At 41.4% G+C, this 19,956-nt stretch carries 20 protein-coding genes, 1 tRNA gene and 1 other RNA gene; 13 read left to right on the forward strand and 9 right to left on the reverse strand.

Translation table 11 applies throughout. From position 1 onward, the window contains the following. Nucleotides 1–69 precede the first annotated feature (69 nt). The 4 genes from rluD to LXF01_RS04670 all read left to right on the forward strand — a co-directional run bounded on the left by rluD (nt 70) and on the right by LXF01_RS04670 (nt 4,078). The gene (gene rluD, locus LXF01_RS04655) at nt 70–1,122 is read left to right on the forward strand and encodes a 23S rRNA pseudouridine(1911/1915/1917) synthase RluD (protein WP_233945087.1); all 1,053 of its coding nucleotides are present in this window, start codon (nt 70–72) and stop codon (nt 1,120–1,122) included. A gap of 44 nt (nt 1,123–1,166) precedes the next feature. Then, the gene (gene pgeF / locus LXF01_RS04660) at nt 1,167–1,907 is read left to right on the forward strand and encodes a peptidoglycan editing factor PgeF (RefSeq protein WP_233945088.1); all 741 of its coding nucleotides are present in this window, start codon (nt 1,167–1,169) and stop codon (nt 1,905–1,907) included. A 40-nt stretch (nt 1,908–1,947) separates the two neighbouring features. Continuing rightward, on the forward strand, nt 1,948–2,499 hold the full coding sequence (locus LXF01_RS04665; protein WP_180023236.1) for a flavodoxin family protein: 552 nt from the start codon (nt 1,948–1,950) through the stop codon (nt 2,497–2,499). 229 nt (nt 2,500–2,728) lie between these two features. After that, nucleotides 2,729–4,078 (forward strand): hypothetical protein, encoded by a 1,350-nt coding sequence (locus tag LXF01_RS04670; protein WP_233945089.1) that lies wholly within the window; start codon nt 2,729–2,731, stop codon nt 4,076–4,078. A 53-nt stretch (nt 4,079–4,131) separates the two neighbouring features. Here the strand turns inward: LXF01_RS04670 and smpB are convergent, their stop codons facing one another. Next, nucleotides 4,132–4,605, reverse strand: coding sequence for an SsrA-binding protein SmpB (smpB, locus tag LXF01_RS04675; RefSeq protein WP_078191351.1), 474 nt, complete (start codon nt 4,603–4,605; stop codon nt 4,132–4,134). A gap of 137 nt (nt 4,606–4,742) precedes the next feature. Here smpB and coaD point away from each other — a divergent pair, with 137 nt between their 5' ends. From coaD to LXF01_RS04695, 4 genes are all read left to right on the forward strand, one after another. Continuing rightward, the gene (gene coaD / locus LXF01_RS04680; protein ID WP_078191350.1) at nt 4,743–5,234 is read left to right on the forward strand and encodes a pantetheine-phosphate adenylyltransferase; all 492 of its coding nucleotides are present in this window, start codon (nt 4,743–4,745) and stop codon (nt 5,232–5,234) included. Nucleotide 5,235: 1 nt separating this feature from the next. Beyond that, nucleotides 5,236–5,499 carry a YfhL family 4Fe-4S dicluster ferredoxin gene (locus LXF01_RS04685; RefSeq protein ID WP_078191349.1) on the forward strand — a complete coding sequence of 88 codons (264 nt, stop codon included), beginning with the start codon at nt 5,236–5,238 and terminating at the stop codon, nt 5,497–5,499. A 26-nt stretch (nt 5,500–5,525) separates the two neighbouring features. After that, nucleotides 5,526–5,905, forward strand: an RNA gene (gene rnpB, locus LXF01_RS04690) — RNase P RNA component class A. A 73-nt stretch (nt 5,906–5,978) separates the two neighbouring features. Next, nucleotides 5,979–6,055 (forward strand) — tRNA-Met (locus LXF01_RS04695). 81 nt (nt 6,056–6,136) lie between these two features. Here the strand turns inward: LXF01_RS04695 and LXF01_RS04700 are convergent. Beyond that, nucleotides 6,137–6,715, reverse strand: coding sequence for a hypothetical protein (locus LXF01_RS04700; RefSeq protein ID WP_233945090.1), 579 nt, complete (start codon nt 6,713–6,715; stop codon nt 6,137–6,139). Between the two features lie 161 nt (nt 6,716–6,876). Here LXF01_RS04700 and LXF01_RS04705 point away from each other — a divergent pair, with 161 nt between their 5' ends. Next, nucleotides 6,877–8,283, forward strand: a complete 1,407-nt coding sequence (locus tag LXF01_RS04705) for a KAP family P-loop NTPase fold protein (protein ID WP_233945091.1) — start codon at nt 6,877–6,879, stop codon at nt 8,281–8,283. Here the strand turns inward: LXF01_RS04705 and LXF01_RS04710 are convergent. Together LXF01_RS04710 and LXF01_RS04715 are read right to left on the reverse strand one after the other, a co-directional pair. Next, nucleotides 8,267–8,884 (reverse strand): CatB-related O-acetyltransferase, encoded by a 618-nt coding sequence (locus LXF01_RS04710; protein ID WP_078192167.1) that lies wholly within the window; start codon nt 8,882–8,884, stop codon nt 8,267–8,269. The genes LXF01_RS04705 and LXF01_RS04710 overlap by 17 nt on opposite strands. Nucleotides 8,885–8,985: 101 nt before the next feature. Beyond that, nucleotides 8,986–9,390, reverse strand: coding sequence for a RidA family protein (locus tag LXF01_RS04715; protein WP_078192166.1), 405 nt, complete (start codon nt 9,388–9,390; stop codon nt 8,986–8,988). A 141-nt stretch (nt 9,391–9,531) separates the two neighbouring features. Between LXF01_RS04715 and LXF01_RS04720 the strand changes: the two genes are divergently transcribed. Further along, nucleotides 9,532–10,119 carry a TetR/AcrR family transcriptional regulator gene (locus tag LXF01_RS04720; protein ID WP_078192165.1) on the forward strand — a complete coding sequence of 196 codons (588 nt, stop codon included), beginning with the start codon at nt 9,532–9,534 and terminating at the stop codon, nt 10,117–10,119. Between the two features lie 79 nt (nt 10,120–10,198). Here LXF01_RS04720 and greA read toward each other — a convergent pair whose 3' ends face one another. The 3 genes from greA to carA all read right to left on the reverse strand — a co-directional run bounded on the left by greA (nt 10,199) and on the right by carA (nt 15,170). Beyond that, on the reverse strand, nt 10,199–10,675 hold the full coding sequence (gene greA / locus LXF01_RS04725; RefSeq protein WP_078192164.1) for a transcription elongation factor GreA: 477 nt from the start codon (nt 10,673–10,675) through the stop codon (nt 10,199–10,201). Nucleotides 10,676–10,783: 108 nt separating this feature from the next. Beyond that, nucleotides 10,784–14,014: a carbamoyl-phosphate synthase large subunit gene (gene carB, locus LXF01_RS04730; RefSeq protein WP_233945092.1), complete on the reverse strand. Its 3,231-nt coding sequence runs from the start codon at nt 14,012–14,014 to the stop codon at nt 10,784–10,786. A gap of 13 nt (nt 14,015–14,027) precedes the next feature. Continuing rightward, a complete protein-coding gene (carA, locus tag LXF01_RS04735; protein ID WP_078192162.1) occupies nt 14,028–15,170 on the reverse strand; it encodes a glutamine-hydrolyzing carbamoyl-phosphate synthase small subunit in 1,143 nt (380 codons plus the stop codon). 309 nt (nt 15,171–15,479) lie between these two features. Between carA and LXF01_RS04740 the strand changes: the two genes are divergently transcribed. Further along, entirely contained in the window at nt 15,480–15,965 is a 486-nt protein-coding gene (locus LXF01_RS04740; protein ID WP_078192161.1) for a hypothetical protein, read from the forward strand. 240 nt (nt 15,966–16,205) lie between these two features. On the opposite strand, the gene LXF01_RS04745 is transcribed toward LXF01_RS04740, so the two are convergent. Together LXF01_RS04745 and LXF01_RS04750 are read right to left on the reverse strand one after the other, a co-directional pair. After that, a complete protein-coding gene (locus LXF01_RS04745) occupies nt 16,206–16,745 on the reverse strand; it encodes a DOMON-like domain-containing protein (RefSeq protein WP_180083791.1) in 540 nt (179 codons plus the stop codon). 6 nt (nt 16,746–16,751) lie between these two features. Next, nucleotides 16,752–17,075 (reverse strand): YhbY family RNA-binding protein, encoded by a 324-nt coding sequence (locus tag LXF01_RS04750; RefSeq protein ID WP_078191340.1) that lies wholly within the window; start codon nt 17,073–17,075, stop codon nt 16,752–16,754. A 195-nt stretch (nt 17,076–17,270) separates the two neighbouring features. Between LXF01_RS04750 and rlmE the strand changes: the two genes are divergently transcribed. Together rlmE and ftsH are read left to right on the forward strand one after the other, a co-directional pair. After that, nucleotides 17,271–17,921 (forward strand): 23S rRNA (uridine(2552)-2'-O)-methyltransferase RlmE, encoded by a 651-nt coding sequence (rlmE, locus tag LXF01_RS04755; protein ID WP_078191339.1) that lies wholly within the window; start codon nt 17,271–17,273, stop codon nt 17,919–17,921. 136 nt (nt 17,922–18,057) lie between these two features. Beyond that, entirely contained in the window at nt 18,058–19,956 is a 1,899-nt protein-coding gene (gene ftsH, locus LXF01_RS04760) for an ATP-dependent zinc metalloprotease FtsH (RefSeq protein WP_078191443.1), read from the forward strand.

Raw genomic sequence — 19,956 nt, forward strand, 5'->3', positions numbered from 1 at the left:
AAATTCCTCTGTTAATACGGGCAATGAGCTACAATTGAACTATTAAACCACTTTTGTCTGAATGAGCAAATGAGTCAAGCACAATCTTCCAATTCTAATTTCCCTGAAACTGATTTCAATTTACTTGAAGATTCTGAGGATGCAGATAACCATACTTCAGACTCAACTGCAACACGTTTATCGTTGCAATTTCAATTGGATGAAAGCTATTTAGGACAACGTATTGATCAGGTTTCAGCACTGGTTTGGACTGATTTTTCTCGTGAAAAGCTAAAACAGTGGCTCAAAGAGGGCCATTTGTTGGTCAATGGTAACACTGTGAAACCAAAGTACAAATGCGAAGGAAAAGAGTTACTGACTTTAGACGTCGAGTTAGAAGCACAAACCCGTAGCTTACCTGAAGATATTCCACTTAATATTGTCTATGAAGATGACGATATTATGGTGATTAATAAACCTGTCGGTATGGTTGTTCATCCGGGCGCTGGAAACAGTACAGGCACATTGGTGAATGCAATTTTGCACCACTACCCAAAATCTTCAGAGTTGACCCGTGCAGGTTTGGTGCATCGTATTGATAAAGACACCTCAGGTCTGTTGGTTGTGGCGAAAAACCTCGAATCCCAATTTTCTTTAAGTAAGCAATTGGCGAAGAAATCGGTTTACCGTATTTACGATTTGATCGTATATGGCAACATTATTGCAGGCGGTACAGTGGATGAGCCAATTAAACGTCATCCTGTTGATCGCATTAAAATGGCTGTATTGCCGGGCGGTAAAGATGCAGTGACTCACTATAATGTGAAAGAACGTTTCCAAAACTTTACCCGCGTTCAAGCACGTCTAGAAACGGGTCGTACCCATCAAATTCGTGTGCATTTTACTTATATCGGTCATGGTCTTGTGGGCGATCAAGTGTATGTACCACGTGTACGTATGCCTGCAGGCGCGTCGATGTTATTAGATGACACTTTACGTGGCTTTAAACGTCAGGCTTTACATGCGGTTAAATTGGGTCTCGTTCATCCACGTACAGGTGAAGACATGATGTTTGAAGCACCATGGCCTGAAGACTTTAACCAATTGGTTGAAGTTTTACGTAGCGAAAACAAAGCTTATTAAGTTTTAAACTGATTTACACGCCATAGATAGAAAAGGACGGTAACATGCAATTTGTTCAGGGACTTCCACAGGGTGTTTTTGTGGGACAAACTCGAGTTCATCATGATCAGACGCAACCCGCTGAACAACCTGAGCTGGCAGGATTTAATCTGGCATTGCATGTGGGAGATGATGCAGCGCGTGTGCAAAAGCACCGGATGCAATTGCTCAAAGACTTTGCTAAATATGGCGTGAATAAAATCAGCTGGATGAACCAAACGCACAGTAGGCTATGCCATCGCATTGATGAACAGATCAACTTTGTTGCACCCGAAGGCGATGGTATGGTCACGCAGTCTAAACATCATGCCCTGATGATGATGACCGCAGACTGCTTACCCGTGGTTTTGGGTAATGCTGACGGGACAGAAGTTGCCAATCTGCATGCAGGTTGGAAGGGCTTGGCCAACGGTATTGTGGAAAACACCATTGCAGCCATGCACACTCAGCCAACATGGGCTTGGTTGGGGGCAGCTATTTGCCAAGAGAGTTTTGAAATTGGTGCAGAAGTCAAAGCTGCCTTTTGTTCCAAATACCCAGAACTTGAAAGTGCATTTAAAGCTTGTGTAAGGGAAGGCAAATATTATGCTGATCTTTATGCGATAGCGCGTTATATTCTTGCATTACATGGGGTTAAAGCCGTAACAGGTGGCGACCAATGTACCTTTTTGCAAGCTGAAGAATATTTTTCTTATCGCCGCGAAGCGAAAACAGGACGTATGGCAACATTCGTCTTTATGCTTTGAAAATGCTAAACTTGACTGAATCTATCGACTTTTAAATGTTATGTCTTTGACTGCTAAATCTCTTGCTGTTGTTTACCACAGTCCCTATGGGCACACTGCCAAAGTGGCGAATTTCATTGTACAAGGTGCAGAAAAAGCCGGTGTAAAAGTCCATCTCATGAATGTAGAGCATGTGGATTGGGATGAATTGGACAGTGCAGATGCCATCGTTTTTGGATGCCCAACCTATATGGGCAGTATGAGTGCGGCAATGAAATTATTCATGGAGCAATCATCTAAACGCTGGTTAGCACGGACATGGCAAGGCAAGTTAGCCGCTGGTTTTACCAATGGTGGCGGCTTAAGTGGAGATAAATTGGCAGTATTGCAGCAAATCAATTTATTCGCCATGCAGCACGGCATGTTGTGGAGCGGTCTTCCATTGATGCCAACTGGACGCAGCACAACAGATTTAAATCGGATGTCGAGCTTTTTAGGTTTAATGACACAATCGGATAATGCGCCTGTTGAAGTCACGCCACCTGAGGGTGATTTAGAAACTGCTATTTGGTTTGGTGAATATCTGGGGTTGTTGTTAAATAAAGTTAATTAATTTGTAAATAAATCGTTTGAACTATCATTTATAAATCTTTGAAAACCCTAGTGATGGAAATGTTACTGGGGTTTTTATTGACCTAAAATTCGTGAAAATTGGCATTTTGTATAATTGAGTTGTGATGCGTGTCACAAATTGCCATTCATTTACGCCAACGCTATTGATTTAATCTTATCATAAATTTCACTCGGGATGAGTGACGAATATTAAAAAGGATTAAATAATCGTGAAAAAAACAATAGTCGCAATGGCATTGACCTTATGTGTTTCTGACGTTGTTTTTGCAGCAGAAGGATTGGTGGGATTAGCAGATGAAGAATTGTCTGCCATCAATGGTGCTGCATTGATGAATATGTCCTATACCGATCCTATTTTGGTCAACCAACAAATGGTCGATGAAAATATTGGTTTCTACAAACTCAGTTTAGATGCCGTCATGGATCTGAACGTCAATGTCAAAAGTTTGCAACTCGGCTGTGGTGGGGTAAATGGGTCAAATGGCTGTGATATTGATATTCGTCATCTAGCGTTGAGTGGTAATGCAACGTCGACCGATGCCAACGGTAATCCCGTCTTTAATGGTGATCGAGCGTCAACCAGTGCCGAACTGAAAAATCCGTTTATTGAATTTGCAATTAAAAACCCAAAACAAGCCGCTTTACGCGAAGTTAAAGGCTTCCGTGTCAGTGCTGAATCAATTACAGGTTTATTGACCACTGGTATTCAAAACACGGGTGCGCCGACAGATGGGATTAAGTCACTGAGCGGTTATATGAAAATTGCACCGACTACAGGGACAGCAAAGACCCAAGCCGCGATCTTTGGGGATAGCACCAGTGAGACTTTATCGGGGAACTTGGTGATTAATACGATTTGGAACAATGATCGTAGCTTTGTAAGTCAACCTGAAAATAGTAAGGGTTTAAAAATTCCTTCAATGAATGTGCCATTTACCGTCCCTGAAATTACCATCAACGGAAAACGACAAACTCAAGCCGTTGCCAAAAATATCAGTGCGACAGTGCCATCGATTCAACTCAACCGTGATAGTGGTAGTTTACAGGTCAAACTTGACCGTAATTTGTTATGGGTAGAAGGGGCGCAGTTCTTTATGGATTCTGGCTCATCAATTGATGGTTTGAAAATGAACATTACCTTTGAGCAAGCCTTAAATATGATTCATAACATTCCATTAAATGGCACAGCCGGTTATTTATCGCTTCAATCTCAAGATATTAGTTGGCCAGATGCCAATGCAGATGATATTGCACGTACAGGTTGGTGGATGTCATTTAAAGACCCGATCAATATTGGCAAATTGAATCCAACATCTGAAGTGGATATCTCAGGCGTCTTGCCACAAGTTGCTCAAAAAGTATCGCAAATTTTAACCAATGAACCAATTTATATTCCCTTAGGTTCTGCTGTTGGTGCAGCATTTGGTCTGCCAATTTATAAAAATGTAGGTTCAATTAACCTCAGTAATGCAGGTGCGGCCAATTTAACGTTAAAAAATCAGGTCTTGGGGAATCAGGAAGTTCGGACTAACTGTTTTGGTGGGTTGAAATTCTGCTAAATCTGCAATTTAAAAATAAAAAAACCTCCAAGATGGAGGTTTTTTTATTGAACTTATTTATGAAAAATACGGGCTTTATCGCGCTGCCAATCACGGTCTTTTTCCGTTGCACGCTTGTCGTGAAGCTGTTTACCTTTTACTAGGGCGATTTCAAGTTTGGCATGAGGACCTTTCCAGTAACATGCCAAAGGCACACATGAATAACCTTTTTGGTTAATCGCACCTTGTAGTTTTTCAATTTCACGGCGGTTCAGCAATAATTTACGAGTACGTGTTGCTTCAGGCACCACATGTGTCGAAGCACTCAGTAAAGGTTGCACTTGAGCGCCGAATAAAAATGCTTCACCATTTTTAAACGTAATATAGCTCTCTACGATAGTCATACGACCCGCACGCATTGATTTGACTTCCCAGCCTTGTAATGAAAGACCCGCTTCAAATTTTTCTTCAATGAAATAATCGTGACGCGCACGCTTATTTAGGGCAATCGTACTGCTACTATTTTTTTTAACTACTGCTTTCGTCATAATCAAAAACTTCCAAACTTAGCACTATTGTACCCGAACTTTGAATAAGATGAAGTTTTTAAATTTACAAGCTGACTTCACCTATAAATCAAGATTTTGTTAAAATACCCGTCTACAAAATAACAGAGTACAACTGGATGTCTAAAACTCGTGTAATTTATCCGGGCACATTCGATCCAATTACTAATGGTCATATCGACTTAGTGACACGTGCATCACGCATGTTTGACGAAGTTGTCGTGGCAATTGCAATTGGACATCACAAAAACCCTGTGTTTAGTCTGGAAGAACGTGTTGCACTAGCGCAAGAGTCTTTAAGTCATTTGTCAAATGTTGAGTTTGTAGGTTTTGATGGGCTGTTGGTCAACTTCTTTAACGAGCAAAAAGCAACAGCCGTGTTACGTGGTTTACGTGCAGTTTCAGATTTTGAATATGAATTTCAATTGGCAAATATGAATCGCCGTTTGGACAGTAAATTTGAAGCCGTGTTCTTAACCCCATCAGAGCAATATTCGTTTATTTCATCTACGCTCGTGCGTGAAATTGCACGTTTAAATGGTGATGTCACTCAGTTTGTACCACAAGCTGTCGTGGAAGCCTTTAAGCGTAAACAACAGCAAGGTTGGTAGAGTGTCTTTATATATCACTGATGAATGCATCAACTGCGATGTCTGTGAACCTGTATGCCCCAATGAGGCGATTTTCATGGGGGAACTCATTTATGAGATTAACCCTGATTTGTGTACGGAATGCGTTGGGCATCACGATAAACCGCAATGTCAGTTGTTCTGTCCGGTGGATTGTATTCCATTGGATCCGGCACATCCTGAAACTCAGGAACAGCTTCAACAAAAGTACGAAAAACTAACTGCTCAAAAAACATCAAGCAATTAGTTGTCAGATTTGTTAGAATGCGCCCCGAAGTGAACCAGACGATCGCTGCTGTGTATAGGTCTCCGTGACTAAAGCAGGGGAGGAAAGTCCGGGCTTCATAGGGCAAGGTGCCAGGTAACGCCTGGGCGGTGTGAACCGACGGAAAGTGCAGCAGAGAGTAGACCGCCTTCATTATGGTTTCGAGCAATCGAAATCGGAGGTAAGGGTGAAAGGGTGCGGTAAGAGCGCACCGCGTGTCTGGTAACAGTTCACGGCATGGTAAACCCCACCGGAAGCAAGACCAAATAGGGATCCTTTAGGCATGGCCCATGCTGGATCCGGGTAGGTCGCTTGAGCGTATGAGTGATTGTACGCCTAGAGGAATGATCGTCCTCGACAGAACCCGGCTTATCGGTTCACTTCAACAAATTTTGATCAAATACGCGCATTATGGGCTTGACGATATTTAAATATCCCTCCATAATGCGCGCACAGTTTAAGGCTATGTAGCTCAGTTGGTTAGAGCACCGCACTCATAATGCGGGGGTCACAAGTTCAAGTCTCGTCATAGCCACCATATTCAAAAAAAGACCACTCCGATTGAGTGGTCTTTTTTTTGTTTCTGCGTTTTAAAGTCTCAAGTTTTTTATCTTAAATATCATCGATAGACAAAACGACGCATACCTGCACGTAAGGCAAATGCGCCATGCATATATACGCCACCGAGCCAATACGGCAAATTGTAAATATCTTCATGGCGATATTTAACTAAAGCAAACTCAGCCAATAGTCCTTCAAAGAACATGCCGCCAATGGCAAGTATAATGGCTAATATCAGTAGCCATGTACGCTCATAGCTAAATAACCAACGAATAAAAAAGCTAAGGTAAAAAATCCAACAAAGTGCTTCGGGATGAAAATTACCAAATCCGCTGAGTATGTAGACTATGGCAAATAGTATTAGGCTCTCGACGAGGGGCGCAGTGCTGTCATGATGGCAACTGAGCTGAGTCATCACATAGTGTTTGAGTAGTTGCGTAAGTTGGATGTAGCTAAATGCCATGAAAGCAAAGGCAATAAAAAAGCCGGGGAATACCCACCAAGCCTGATGGAAAAATAATGGGTGGGGATAACTAAGCGTTTGGGTATAGACATGAATCGCATCGCAAAAAGTTGCGACGACTGCTGCTAGCAGGGCAAGTATAAATATGCCTGAGAATTGAGTGGTTCTCGTCATCATTCATCCTGAAAAGTGGGTCTTTTTATTTTATGTGTTCTTTATAGTCTGAATTTGAGGAAAAGGCTATGACAAGTTACGAGATGCTTATGGGTTAAATGTTAATTTATAGCGCTACTGCTATACTCAATACATAGTTAACTTGATGAATATAAATAGAAATGATGAATAACCAATTAAACTTGGCTAAAGATAATTTTGAGAATATTGAAACTGCATGGGAGGGTGATCTTTGGGATCGCCGCCGTTTAGGTGAACAACTCACCAATTATGTTGACCGCTTAAATTGTGGAGCTGTTCTTGCTTTGGATGCGCGTTGGGGTGAGGGCAAAACGTGGTTTGTCCGACATTGGGCAAAGCATTTAATGGATACTGAGCATAACGTCATTTACCTAGATGCATTTGCTAATGATTATTTGGAAGATCCATTTTTAACTATTGCCGCTGAAATAAGTCAAACTTTTAAAGAATCAAAAGAAATTGATGATGATGAAATTAAAGATTTTAATGCAAAGACTGCTTCAGTTTTAATATCGTTGGCGGCAGTTATTCCAATGATTGCGGCTAAAGCGGGGATGCATTGGATTGGCATGGGTGGAGCTGGAGAAGCATTTAAAGAGGTATATGAAGAAGGAAAAGCGTTGTATGACACAGCAAGTGAGGAAATAGCTGCAAAAGTTAAGGAGAAAATCGAAAAGAAAATTGAGAATCATCAGGTTGAGAAACAAACAATTCATGACTTTAAGAAAGAACTTGCTGTATTAGCTGGAAAATTAGATAAACCTTTAGTTTTTATTATTGATGAATTGGATCGTTGTCGTCCTGATTTTGCGATACGATTAATTGAAAGGGTTAAACATTTCTTTGATATTCCTAAAATTGTTTTTGTTTTGGTGATGAATAAGCCACAATTATCACAGTCAGTTCAGAATTTTTATGGTTATGAAGCAGAGATAACAGCTGATTATTTTGAAAAATTTATAGATTTAACAATTAAATTTCCAAATTTGGAACCTTATATTAACTATGAAAATGTATTGAAGGAAGAACTTTATAGAATTGGTGAGATGGAGCATAAAGAAGCTTTAAATGAATTCTTTTTTTGGGTATTAGCATTACAAAATTATAAAAACTTCAACTCACGTGAATTAAAAAGAAAAATTAATCAATATGCTATTTTGAAAACTAATGATTTTAGAAAAAACCTAATATTAATTGCGTTTGTATTTGGTGTGGAATTTTCAAAAGATTTGAAAATATTTCGTTTAGTTTTAAGTAAGTTAGTTGAAAAATTTAATTTGTCTTTTAGTGACAGTAAATTTCTTGGAAATATTATTATCAGTAAACTACGAACTGAATATTTCATTGATGAATTTCATATAGGAAATTTATATAATAAACAAGTAACATTGAATGAAAAATATGTATCAGTGGGACAACAAGATGCCAAAGAATTGTATATGCTGGAAACTTATACTCCCTTTGCTATCCAGAAATTAAAACACTCCGATGATTTTATAATTGATTGGAAAAACTATGTTGAATCGGGATTTAATCTAGATATTTGATTAATGTATCAACATCATCCGTCTGCAATTTTTCCCGCATCTTTAAAAACTGCTTTTCATCTAAGTCATAGAGCTTGAGGGAAAGTAGTTTTTTGATATCTTCTTCAGGAAAGCGATATTTAATAATTTTAGCAGGGACTCCGCCTACTACTGCATAAGGTGGCACATCTTTAGTCACCACAGCACCTGTAGCAACGACAGCACCTTCACCCAGTGTAACACCTTGCATAATCATGGCACGTGAGCCGATCCAGCATCCATCACCAATAATTGTGTCACCCGCAGGGACAAAACTCCGTGTATCAAACGGAAAGGCTGAAATCCAGTCCGTGCGGTGGAGTTGGTTACCACCCATCATAATCACGCATTCTGCGCCAAAACAGACAAAATTACCGATATGTAGCTGGTCTATCGGCTTCTCAGTTGTTGCGGGTTTGTCGTGCAAATAACGCACCACACAGCGCTCAAAACCCTGATCCCAATATGCAGAATAATATGAATAATTACCTTTGATGTGAATATTTGGGTTCTTCACTGTTTTAGAGATGAACTCAAATTCACACCAATGATTGACAGGTGAATTAATCAATTTTTCAGACATAACTGGGATACAAAAATAGGGAATGTGCCATTATACCGAATAGATCTTTACGCTGGTGAACAATCCAATTCCACAAATGAACTGATGGCAAAACTAAGTTTTTAGGTGGTTTTAGATTGTTGAGGAATACGGGCAATGACCTTAATTTCAAAATCAAAACCCGCCAGCCAATTCACACCAATCGCTGTCCAGTTCGGATAAGGCTTTTGGGTAAATACCTGATTTTTGACTTTCATAATGCTTTCAAATTGCTGTTCAGGATCAGTATGAAAGGTGGTGACATCAACGATATCATCAAAAGTACAACCAGCAGCTGCCAATGTTGCAGCCAGGTTTTCAAAAGCCCGTTCTACCTGTTTCTCAAAATCAGGTTCAGGAGAACCATCCTCACGGCTACCAACCTGACCTGATACAAAGAGTAAATCTTCCGATTTGATGGCAGCCGAGTAACCATGCTGTTCATACAAAGCATGCCGATCTTGGGGAAATATTGCAGTTCTTGTCATGACTATTCTCGCTTAATGTTAAATTTAAAAAAATATTTTTAAAAACGGCATAAGTTTTTACATACGCTTCGTATGTAAACATAATTGACATACGGGCCGTATGTCAATTAAAATTTTGGTAAGGATGAGGTAAGCAAAGCAATGTCTGTTCGTGAACAAAAAATGGCGGCAACCCGCAAGAAACTGATTGAAGTGGCACGTCGTGCATTTGCTGAGTATGGTTATGCAGACACGTCCATGGATAAACTCACGGCAGACGCGGGGCTGACCCGTGGCGCGCTGTACCATCATTTTGGCGACAAACGGGGCTTATTTGCTGCTGTGGTCGATCAAATTGATTCAGAAATGGCTTCATCTGCCCAGCAGCATCTGGAGCAGCCTGAAGATCTTTGGGAAGGGCTGATGCTTGAAGGGCAAGCCTATATTGAAAATGCTTTGAATCCTGAATTTCAGCGTATTGTACTGCGTGATGGGCCAGCTGTATTGGGAGATCCTGCACATTGGCCCAGTCAAAACAAATGTTTGCAGTCTACCCGTGAGTGCGTACAACAGTTATTGGCAGTAGATCGAATTAAAGCAGTAGATCCTGAAGCGGCTGCCGTATTTTTAAATGGCGCTGCCATGAATGCCGCACTTTGGGTCGCCTCCAGTGAGCATCCTGAACAGGCACTCCCAGAAGCATTACATGCCTTTCAAGTCTTTGCGTCAGGATTGTTAAAAGAAGGATAGAGTGGGGTTGTTGATAATCAATTGTCTGAATATAAAAAACCCCTCAAAAGAGGGGCTTAAAATTGCTTATCTTAATGAATTAAAGATATTCAACTTTAGAAATTTCATACTCAACTTCACCTTGTGGTGTGTTGATTTTTACATCGTCGCCTTCGTTTTTACCCAAAAGACCACGCGCAATTGGTGAATTCACAGAGATTTTGTTGATTTTAAAATCTGCTTCGTCATCACCAACGATTTTATAAGTCTTTTGTTCTTCAGTATCTAAGTTTTCAATGGTCACAGTCACACCGAAAACTACACGGCCATTTTGCTCAAGTGATTTAACATCAATCACTTGGCAAGCACCCAATTTACCTTCGATATCTTGGATACGGCCTTCACAGAAACCTTGTTGCTCACGAGCAGCGTGGTATTCTGCGTTTTCTTTCAAATCCCCATGTTCACGCGCTTCAGCAATTGCTGCAGTAATACGTGGACGGTCAACACTTTTAAGTTGCTGTAATTCTTTCTCTAGGGCAATTTTGCCTTCGGGAGTCATAGGATAACGTTGCATTGTTGTCCCTCATATTTGTAAAAAAGAAAAAATCAGTAAAATTTTTACTGACCTAGAAATGAAAAAAAGCCCGCCACCGAGAGGTGGCGGGACTTCTCGGTAACTTAATTAACCTTTAGTAAGGTCTTGTAAGCGGTATACATCCATTGGCAATTTGATTGCTAAAGCTTGGCATACTGCATCAGCACCGTTAAGGGTAGTTGTGTAATACACTTTACCTTGTAATGCAGAGCGGCGGATCGAGAATGAATCTTCTTGAGCCTGTTTGCCTTCAGTTGTATTGATAATGAGGTGAACTTCGCCATTTTTCAAGCGGTCTACGATATTAGGACGGCCTTCAGTCACTTTGTTCACACGTTCACATTCAATACCAGCATCTTTAATCACATCATAAGTACCGCCAGTAGCGATGACTTTGAAGCCAAGATCTGTTAACTGTTTCGCAATACCAACAGCACGAGGCTTGTCAGAATGACGAACAGATAAGAATGCATGTTTTACTTCGCCTTCCGTTGGTAGGCCTGGTAAACGGTCATTAGAGCCTAACACAGCTTTATAGAACGCTTCACCAAATGTTTTGCCTACACCCATCACTTCGCCTGTAGATTTCATCTCAGGGCCAAGAATTGGGTCAACACCAGGGAATTTGTTGAATGGGAACACTGCTTCTTTTACAGAGAAGTGTTCAGGAATAATCTCTGTAGTGAATCCTTGAGATTCTAAAGATTGACCAGCCATACAACGCGCAGCAACTTTCGCTAAAGATTCACCAATGCACTTAGATACGAATGGAACAGTACGTGATGCACGTGGGTTCACTTCTAGAATGTATACGTCAGTGCCTTTAACAGCAAACTGTACGTTCATTAAACCAATTACGCCAAGCTCTTTCGCCATAGCGATGGTTTGACGGCGCATTTCGTCCTGAACTTCTTTAGATAAAGAGTAAGGAGGAATAGAACATGCTGAGTCACCTGAGTGAATACCAGCTTGTTCGATGTGCTGCATGATACCGCCGATCACAACGTCTTTACCGTCAGATACGCAGTCCACGTCAACTTCAATCGCGTCATCTAGGAAGTGGTCAAGAAGTACAGGTGCTTCGTTCGATGCTTGAACCGCATCACGTAAGTAGCGTTTCAATTCGTCATCGTTGTACACGATTTCCATCGCACGACCACCAAGTACATAAGATGGACGTACCACAAGTGGGTAGCCAACTTTTGCAGCTTCGGCCATACCTTCTTCAGCAGATTTTACTATGCTGTTGTTTGGTTGACGAAGTTGTAGACGTTGAATCATTTGTTGGAAACGTTCACGGTCTTCTGCACGGTCAATCGCGTCAGGTGATGTACCGATAATTGGCGCACCAGCTTCTTCCAAAGCACGAGCCAATTTAAGCGGAGTCTGACCACCGTACTGAACGATAATGCCTTTAGGCTTCTCGATACGTACGATTTCAAGTACATCTTCCAAAGTGATTGGTTCGAAGTACAAACGATCTGATGTGTCGTAATCTGTAGAAACAGTTTCAGGGTTACAGTTCACCATGATAGTTTCATAACCGTCATCACGCATTGCAAGGGCAGCGTGTACACAGCAGTAATCGAATTCGATACCTTGACCAATACGGTTAGGACCGCCACCGATGACCATGATCTTGTCGCGAGTAGACGGATTCGCTTCACATTCTTCATCGTAAGTTGAGTACATGTAAGCTGTATCAGATTCGAATTCAGCCGCACAAGTATCGACACGTTTGTAAACAGGGGTTACGCCCAAGTTCCAACGGTGTTTACGGAATTGTTTTTGTGAAATGCCCATCAATTTCGCAATACGAAGGTCAGATAAACCTTTGCGTTTGAACGAACGGATGTTGTCAGCGTTTAAGTCACCGAAACCTAAAGATTTGATTTTTTCTTCAGTTTTGATGATGTCTTCGATTTGGATTAAGAACCAACGGTCAATATTCGTTGCAGCGAACACTTCATCAAGTGTAAAGCCATGACGGAATGCATCGCCCACGTACCAAATACGCTCAGGACCTGGCACTTTAAGTTCTTGAAGGATTTTTTCTTTCGCACCTTCAGTACCCACTTCGATTTTTTCATCAAAGCCCGCAGCACCCACTTCAAGACCACGAAGCGCTTTTTGTACAGACTCTTGGAAGTTACGGCCAATCGCCATCACTTCACCCACAGATTTCATCTGTGTAGTCAAAGTTGCGTCAGCTTGCGGGAATTTCTCGAAGTTGAAACGAGGAATTTTCGTTACAACATAGTCGATCGCAGGTTCGAAAGATGCAGGAGTTGTGCCGCCAGTGATGTCATTTTTCAATTCATCAAGGGTATAACCGACAGCCAATTTCGCCGCGATTTTCGCAATTGGGAAACCAGTTGCTTTAGAAGCAAGGGCAGATGAACGAGAAACACGTGGGTTCATCTCGATCACAACCATACGGCCGTCTTTCGGGTTGATACCGAACTGAACGTTCGAACCGCCAGTTTCTACACCAATTTCACGAAGTACTGCTAAAGATGCATTACGTAAAAGTTGGAATTCTTTGTCAGTCAATGTTTGCGCAGGAGCAACAGTGATTGAGTCACCTGTGTGCACGCCCATTGGGTCAAAGTTTTCGATTGTACATACAATGATACAGTTGTCGTTTTTGTCACGAACAACTTCCATTTCGTACTCTTTCCAACCAATTAAAGATTCATCGATCAGCAATTGGTGAGTAGGAGAAAGGTCGAAACCGCGTTCACAGATCTCGATAAATTCTTCTTTGTTGTATGCGATACCACCGCCTGAACCACCCATCGTGAATGATGGACGGATAATTACAGGGAAGCCGAAACGTGCTTGAATTTCAAGTGCGTGTTCCATGCTTTCTGCAACGTCAGCGCGAGGGCATTCCAAACCGATTTTGCGCATCGCGATATCGAAAAGTTTACGGTCTTCCGCTTTTTCGATAGCTTCTTTGGTCGCGCCAATCAATTCAACATTGTATTTTTCTAAAATACCGTTGGCATCGAGTGCAAGAGCACAGTTCAATGCTGTTTGACCACCCATTGTAGGAAGAACTGCGTCTGGGCGTTCTTTCTCAATGATTGCAGCTACAGTTTGCCAAGTGATCGGCTCGATGTAAGTTGCGTCTGCCATCGCAGGGTCAGTCATAATGGTCGCTGGGTTAGAGTTCACCAAAATAACACGGTAGCCTTCTTCACGAAGGGCTTTACATGCTTGCGCACCTGAGTAGTCAAACTCACATGCTTGACCGATCACAATCGGACCAGCACCAATAATTAAGATGCTTTTAATGTCTGTACGTTTAGCCATGATGCTTCCTTAATTACTTCTTAGATGCTTCGATAAGTTCGATGAAATGATCGAACAGTGGTGCGCAGTCATGTGGACCAGGGCTTGCTTCTGGGTGACCTTGGAAACTGAACGCAGGTTTGTCTGTACGATGAATCCCTTGAAGGGTTTGGTCGAACAGTGATTTGTGCGTAGCTTTCAAGTTTGCAGGAAGAGTTTCTGCATCCACTGCGAAGCCGTGGTTTTGAGAAGTAATCATCACTGTACCATTTTCTAAGTTTTGTACAGGATGGTTAGCACCGTGGTGACCGTGAGGCATTTTCACAGTTTTTGCACCTGATGCAAGTGCAAGAATTTGGTGACCTAAGCAAATACCGAATACAGGTACATTGCGTGCGTCTTCTACAATTGTTTTTACAGCTTCAATTGCATAATCACATGCTGCTGGATCGCCGGGGCCGTTCGATAAGAACACGCCATCTGGATTCAGCGCAAGTACATCAGCAGCAGGAGTTTGCGCAGGCACGACAGTCAATTTACAACCGCGGTCTGCGAGCATACGTAAGATGTTGGTTTTGACACCGTAATCGTATGCTACAACATGGAATTTAAGTTCTGGTTGAGCGAAACCTTTACCAAGCGCCCAAGAGCCTTCAGTCCACTCGAAACCGGTCGGATCACAGCATTCTTTTGCAAGGTCTAAACCATTAAGACCACCAAAAGCACGTGCTTTAGCTAACGCTTCTTCTTCAGTTGCATTTTCACCAGCAAGGATACAACCGTTTTGCGCACCTTTTGATCGCAGAATACGCGTTAATTTACGAGTATCAATATCTGCGATAGCAACAACATTGTGTTGTTTAAGGTAATCACTTAGTGATTGCTCAGCACGGAAGTTGCTATGCAATAAAGGTAGGTCACGAATGATCAATCCGTTGGCCCATACTTTATGAATTCGACCTGACTCAGCGTCTTCATCATTACAACCTGTGTTACCGATATGTGGGTAAGTTAGGGTCACAAGTTGTTGTGCATAACTTGGGTCAGTCAAAATTTCTTGATAGCCAGTCATGGCAGTGTTGAAAACGACTTCACCAGTCGTACTACCCGATGCGCCAATTGAAGTACCTTTAAAAATAGTACCATCGGCAAGGGCTAAAATTGCTGGGGTGCTCAAACCAAAGCTCCTGAAATTTAGGCTGTAAAAAAGCGAGAAGACGAAAAAAAAGGAAGGTTGCTTAAAAACCTACCCTCCTTACATCTGCTCGCTTGAACTTAACACGGCATTATACGCAGAAAGCCACTGAAAGTCCATCGTAAATATTAGGAATAAAGCAGATAAAGCGCTTGCATTTTAGAATAAAGTTTGGTTTTGCAAAATCGTAGAAAAATGTAAGCAATTAATTATTGTCAGACAAATCATAAATTAAAATTTATCAATAAGCGCTATTGTGGTTCGGTCAGCAAAAACTATAGGTACAAAGTCATGGCAACACAACAAAAACAAACAGCGGCTAAATCCTCCCTGAAAGAAGTCGTTATCGAAGGTGCTGAAAAGCTTGAACAAGTTGCAAAAGAAGCGAGTGTCCAAGCCACAGAAGCGGTCACTGAAAGCAAAGAAAAGATCGGAGCAGAGGCAAAGCAGTTGAATGCCAGTGTGCAAGATCAATTGCGTCAGTTGAAGCAAGATGTGTTGAATAAACTTGATCAGCTAAAAGTTCAATTTGGTTCATCGCAAAAAGATTTTAGTGAACTCAAAGAATTTGTGAAAACTGAGTTTAATACGGTTATTGATGATCTTTCAAAACTTGGAAAAGAGCTGAAAGAAGATGTGACCCAAATTTCAGGAAAACACAAAGATCATCTAACAGAAACATTTAAGCGTTCTAAGGAACATACTTTGGAAGCGTGGAAAAAAATTTCACCAGTGAAAGCTGAAGTTACGGATCAAACCACAGATCTTAAAAGTTAATTGTGAATGACATGAATTTTAAAGCGCTTAAGCTAAGTCTAGTCATTCCAGGGAGCTGGATTGGGTGAGAGCGAATTAAACTTAAAGTTAACGCTATATATGCATAAGGGAGCCATTAATGGCTCCCTTATTGTGAATAGTACATTTAAGTACAAAGCACTTATTTAAAAATAAGCAGGCAATAAAAAAAGCAAAAGATCGTACTTTTGCTTTTTATTGAAGATCAAAACATTAAAAAGTTTAGAACTGATGTAGCCAATCACGTTTGTTGTGAAAGTCAGCATTTGGACTACTATGCTGCATGGCATAGTACTGTTCACCTTGAGAGGTTTTCAGTACTGCAGTTAGACCGATATAGAGATCTTCCCATTTAAGTTTGTACTTCAGCATAAATTCTGTCAGATCAAGACTGACATTTAAGCCATAGTGCGTCCGTTTCAACTGATTCAGTTCGATATCGTAAGCAGCTTGTGGCGGCATATCTTCTGGATAGCGATATTCTTCAAACTGGTAAACCTGCCAAGCTTGTGAAGGGGAGAGGTTGATTTCACGATAAAAGTCTTCATTGCGTACACCAATAAAAACTTCTAAGCAGGTCTGTTCCCACAAAAAATCGATTCGTGGGTGAGCTGATACCAATTCTGGCCATTGAATCAGTTGGTTTGGGTCTCGAATCCAATAACCCACATTTAAAGTATATGGGCTTTGTTGTTCGATAGCACCAACGACTGATACAGCCTGAAAGCGACGATCAAAAGCGCTGAGTTCGAAACTTGCCATAAATGCTTAGTTAGACAGGTGTGCGTAGCGAACAAGGTTAGACAGTTTTGCATTTTGTTTTGCCGCTTTGCGGTAAATCAAAGCAATCTTACCAATCGTTTGAACAACTTCAGAACCTGAAACAGTCGCAATTTCAGTAATCATTGCAGCACGAGCTTCACGGTCTTCTGCCACCACTTTCACTTTAATTAACTCATGGTCGTTTAACGCACGGTTTAATTCTTCAACAACGCTTTCTGATAAGCCTTTGTCCGCAACCATTACAACTGGGTTTAGGGTGTGACCAATTTGACGTAAGCGTTTACGTTCTTGAATAGATAAAGCCGCCATAAATATAACCTAATTTTAAAAACGACCTAGTATAGCAAAATCAAAGTTGAAGCGCTGTATTTAATCGGCATTTTCTCGATGAAGATTATTGAAAAAAATATGATTTAAGATGCTTTTTAGATACACATGTCTACTGCAAAAGTGCTGAATTTCACGTACAATCAAGACTGAGAAGTTTTTTTTATTTAGAGAGTTATGGCTACCCGCATTACTAACCAGAAATTATCCAAAAGTAGTCGTGACTGGATGCGTGAGCATCTTGATGACCCCTTTGTGAAAAAAGCACAAAAGGAAGGATATCGTGCGCGTGCCGCTTATAAATTGCTTGAAATTCAAGAAAAATACAAATTGATCAAGCCAGGCATGACCGTTGTCGACTTAGGTGCTGCACCAGGTAGTTGGTCGCAAATTGCCGGTAAACTTGTTGGCGACAAAGGTTTGGTTATTGCTTCTGATATTTTACCAATGGATGCTTTACCCGATGTGACCTTCTTGCAAGGTGACTTTCGTGAACAAGAAGTGTTCGATGAATTGTTAAAAATTTTAGATGGACGTACTGTAGACGTTGTAATTTCAGATATGGCCCCCAATACATCAGGTAATAAGGCTGTAGATCAACCGCGTCAGATCTATCTTTGTGAATTAGCAATCGACTTTGCTCAAAAGGTTCTTGGACCAAATGGACAGTTTGTTGTTAAAGTGTTCCAAGGTATTGGATTTGATGAATACCGTAAGCAAGTTGTAGACACATTTGATGTGCTGAAAACAGCAAAACCGGCGGCTTCACGTGCTCGATCTAAAGAAGTGTTTTTAATCGGGCAGGGACGTAAGAAAGCTTTCAAGTAAAGTTTACTTGCCAACTCGTTAAAAATTGTGCATTTTGTACGTTTTTAAATTATTGCGAAGCTACTCTGCAGCGTAAGTATTAGAGTCACCCATGTAAGTGGGATTGAACGAATTAGATAGAAATGGGAATAAAGCTTTGAGCGATCTTTTTAAGAATGCCGTGTTGTGGCTGGTTATCCTAGGCGTGCTGGTTTTAATCTTCAGCAACGTCAGTGACCGCAATCAACCGACCGCGATGAACTATTCTGAGTTCGTGGCAGCCGTAAATGCGGGTCAGATTAAACAAGTCACCATTGATGGCGAAAGAATTCGTGGCGAAAAATCAAACGGTTCAGAGTTTGAAAGTATCCGTCCTGCGGTTCAAGATCCTGAACTTATGCCGAACCTGATCAAGAACAATGTTGTTGTTGAAGGTACAGCGCCACAGCGTCAAAGTATTTTGATGCAACTTCTGATTGCAAGTTTCCCTGTTCTTTTAATCATTCTGTTATTCATGTTCTTTATGCGCAACATGGGTGGTGGAGCTGGTGGTAAGAATGGCCCAATGAGTTTTGGTAAGTCAAAAGCAAAAATGCTGTCTGAAGACCAAATCAAAGTGACATTTACTGATGTTGCGGGCTGTGATGAAGCTAAACAAGAAGTTGTTGAAATCGTTGACTTCCTAAAAGATCCATCTAAGTTCAAACGACTTGGTGCAAGCATTCCGAAAGGCGTGCTCATGGTTGGTCCTCCGGGTACGGGTAAAACTTTACTTGCTAAAGCGATTGCGGGTGAAGCAAAAGTACCTTTCTTTAGTATTTCGGGTTCTGACTTTGTTGAAATGTTCGTGGGTGTGGGTGCGTCCCGTGTCCGTGACATGTTTGAACAAGCAAAGCGTCATGCGCCATGTATCATTTTCATCGATGAGATCGATGCCGTTGGTCGTCACCGTGGTTCAGGTACAGGCGGTGGTAATGATGAGCGTGAGCAAACATTAAACCAAATGTTGGTTGAAATGGATGGTTTTGAAGGCAACGAAGGTATTATCGTCATTGCTGCAACAAACCGTGCTGACGTATTGGATAAAGCTTTACTTCGTCCAGGTCGTTTTGACCGTCAAGTGATGGTATCTCTACCGGATATTAAAGGTCGTGAGCAAATCCTGAATGTACATTTGAAAAAATTACCTTCTGTGACTGGTGTAGATGTCAAAGTCTTAGCACGTGGTACACCGGGCTTCTCGGGTGCACAGTTGGCTAACCTTGTAAACGAAGCGGCACTGTTTGCTGCACGTCGTAACAAGAATACGGTCGATATGCATGACTTTGAAGATGCAAAAGATAAGCTTTACATGGGTCCTGAACGTAAATCGATGGTGATTCGCGAAGAAGAACGTCGTGCGACGGCTTATCATGAAGCAGGTCATGCAATTGTTGCTGAAATATTGCCGGGTACAGACCCTGTGCATAAAGTGACAATTATGCCGCGTGGTTGGGCACTGGGTGTGACTTGGCAGTTGCCTGAACATGACCAAACCAGCCATTACAAAGACAAAATGTTGAATGAACTTTCAATTTTGTTTGGTGGTCGTATTGCAGAAGAAGTCTTCATTAACCAAATGTCGACTGGTGCTTCAAATGACTTTGAACGTGCAACGAAAATGGCACGAGCAATGGTTACTAAATACGGTATGTCCGATAAAATGGGCGTCATGGTTTACGAAGATGATTCACAGCAGTCATTCATGGGTGGTTTAGGAAGTCGTGTGATTTCTGAAGCAACGCAGCTTGAAGTTGACCGTGAAGTTCGCCGCATTTTAGATGAACAATATAAAGTTGCACGCGATATTCTTGAAAATAACAAAGATATCGCACATGCCATGGTGAAAGCATTGCTTGAATGGGAAACCATTGATCGTGATCAAATCCGTGACATTATGGAAGGACGTGAACCTCAACCACCAAAAGTGTACATCGCTGAGAATCCAGTGATTGATGTCACACCAACGGATGGTCCAGATGTTCCACCACCATTACCGTCATTGCCAAAAGCATAA

It is taken from the genome of Acinetobacter sp. SH20PTE14 (assembly GCF_021391555.1).
Lineage (GTDB): Bacteria > Pseudomonadota > Gammaproteobacteria > Pseudomonadales > Moraxellaceae > Acinetobacter > Acinetobacter amyesii.